The organism is uncultured Nostoc sp., assembly GCF_964245575.1.
Classification (GTDB): Bacteria; Cyanobacteriota; Cyanobacteriia; order Cyanobacteriales; family Nostocaceae; genus Nostoc.
This window is the reverse complement of the sequence record NZ_CAXTNP010000526.1, coordinates 1-2200: the sequence shown is the minus strand read 5'-3', so window position 1 is coordinate 2200 and position 2200 is coordinate 1. Positions and strand designations below refer to the sequence as shown.

Annotated in this window: 4 protein-coding genes; all 4 read right to left on the bottom strand. The window is 40.1% G+C overall.

Annotated features, from left to right (window positions below):
• Nucleotides 1-332: 332 nt before the first annotated feature.
• Entirely contained in the window at nt 333-641 is a 309-nt protein-coding gene (locus ACFFAP_RS38030) for a type II toxin-antitoxin system RelE/ParE family toxin (protein ID WP_375516038.1), read from the bottom strand.
• Nucleotides 641-898 carry a type II toxin-antitoxin system ParD family antitoxin gene (locus ACFFAP_RS38025; protein WP_179070153.1) on the bottom strand — a complete coding sequence of 86 codons (258 nt, stop codon included), beginning with the start codon at nt 896-898 and terminating at the stop codon, nt 641-643. The genes ACFFAP_RS38030 and ACFFAP_RS38025 overlap by 1 nt, the downstream gene beginning before the upstream one ends.
• A 195-nt stretch (nt 899-1093) precedes the next feature.
• Nucleotides 1094-1291, bottom strand: a complete 198-nt coding sequence (locus ACFFAP_RS38020) for a hypothetical protein (RefSeq protein WP_375516037.1) — start codon at nt 1289-1291, stop codon at nt 1094-1096.
• Between the two features lie 262 nt (nt 1292-1553).
• On the bottom strand, nt 1554-2200 hold a 647-nt coding region (locus tag ACFFAP_RS38015; RefSeq protein WP_375516036.1), incomplete at its 5' end, for a transposase.

Here is a 2200-nt window from a genome sequence, read left to right as displayed (position 1 = left end):
GATCTTCGTGACTACTGTTTTATACTTAATCTCTTCCCCTACGTAAATTAAAATTCATGATGTATCAAAAAAATGTCTTATATCAAATCATGTAAATTGATTTTTTATTGTTTGTGAGAAATCCGGGTTTACTGCTACGACTACCAAACTAAGGAAGTCGCGCATTTGGTCAGACCCGAAGAAACGCAAGCAGATAGAGAAACTGCTGGCACAACTGGAGGTGCTGACGAAAGTTGAGTAACTTCTAGTTGGTACTGCTCCTCACTTCTCTCTTTAGCAAATTGTGCAGCAGCCTGCTGCACTAATTCCTTGATGTTTAGATATTTGACGATTTATTCATCGTCTCCTGAATCTTCAAAAAGGCTTTGGATGTCCCTTGCCCCATGTAGAACACGAATGACTTCAATCCCTTGGTTTATGGGACGGTAGAAAATTAGATAATTCCCTACTGGAAAACTCCGCAGATTTGGTGCTAAGGAATCGCGTTTTCTTCCCATACCTGGGTTTGAAGCCAACATTTTGAGTTGACTGTCTATTTTCTGTAGAAGCTGATCTGCTTTTTCAAAGCTGTCCGAGGCAATAAAATTCCAAATATCCAATAAATCAGCTTGTGCTAACGGTTTTATAAGAATTGTCGCCATTATGGGGATTCTCTCGTCTGCCGTTGTTGTTTCGCCAATTCGATAATTTCATCCATGTTTAGCGGTGTAGATTCTCCGCTATCAATCCCCTGCTGTATCTCCCTACGTAACTCGGCAAGGCGTATTGCTTTGAGGGCATCCTGGTCTTTGAGCAGCCGCAGACCTTCACGGATCACTTCACTAGCCGAAGTGTACATACCGCTTTCAACTTTGGATTGCACCCACTTTTCCAGTTCTATGGTCAGAGAAACGTTCATCTGCTACCTCTTGATAGGCTCATAGCAATAATCCTACCAGGAATAACAAAAAATGTCCAACTTTGTTATTACTGGAGTTGAAAGAAAGCCCAAGTAAGAAAACAAGAAGCAAAAATTATTACATTGAATGTTACAGTTGAAGTCTGGCAAAGCTTTCAGTAGTCAATGCTGCTTACCTTTGGTGGTAGACTTGTTCTAAGTGATAGCACCAGATTTGATATCAGTCGTCTGGAGTGCTAATGCTTCTGATACACGACAACCAGTAAAAAGGCAAATCCCTTTCCAGAGTACGATGTTATAACCGCCCAGGCGATCGCAGGAAGCGAGAAACTTTTCAGCAATAATCGCTTCAATTCGTCTTAGGTTAGTATTTTTCCTTGTCCGTTTTGGCACGGTTATGCCAAATACGCTAAATATACAGTTAGTTACTTAGTTCAATGCAAGATTTAAGTCAGTGCAGGAATCGCGTTTTACATAACAATGCTTCCCGTACAAGAGTGGATATTGGAATTCCGCCTTGGTTATCTCGGTCGCTACTGGAGCCTGATAAGTGTTGCTGGCTTATTCATTGGCTTTTTGCTCTGTGCGCTGATATTTCTGCCATTGATCATTAACATGACACTAAATCCGTTCAGATATCAATACCTTAGCCAATTTACGAGGGTTCAATGCCTGTAGAAACGGGATGAATACGTCCTAAAGAAGTAAGCTTGGCAAAAATCTGGGTTAATAAAATAGGCTCAGGCATTTCTGGAAGCATTTTTAACATTTCACGAACATATCGAAAACCACGATAATAAGCCTTAAGATCAATAATGCCCGAATCGGGATTGTGCTGGCGAAAATCAGCCAGAAGATGGTGGGATAAATTGACCATGAAGAATGCTAGATTAGCAGCATTAGTCACAGCCGTTTGGCTTAAGTTCATAAAATCTTCTAGCCCCCAGAACTGCTTGGCATCACGAAAATTGAACTCGATTTGGAAACGGAGTTTGTAGTAGTCGATTATCTTTTCGTATGACAACTTTAGGTCACTAGAAAATAGAATTACATGACTACGAGCATTAGTTTTAAGATTGGTTTTGACTAAAACAACTATATTTAGTGCTTGAGCAAATTCCTTGTGGAGTAAAGTAGTTTGATAAATATCAGTTTTGATATCCTCCTCAATGCTACTTTTACACAAATATGCGTCAGGTATATTACAATAATCCAGCTTGTTACCGTATTTACGACGAGAGCGACAATTAGGATCAGGGTTTTGGTAAGGTATGTATAATGCAGAATCATGGCGCAACTTGG

Bases quoted from the DNA above. Each gene is read 5' to 3' on its own strand.
- ACFFAP_RS38025 (WP_179070153.1), bottom strand. From the start codon at position 898: ATGAACGTTTCTCTGACCATAGAACTGGAAAAGTGGGTGCAATCCAAA.
- ACFFAP_RS38030 (WP_375516038.1), bottom strand. From the start codon at position 641: ATGGCGACAATTCTTATAAAACCGTTAGCACAAGCTGATTTATTGGAT.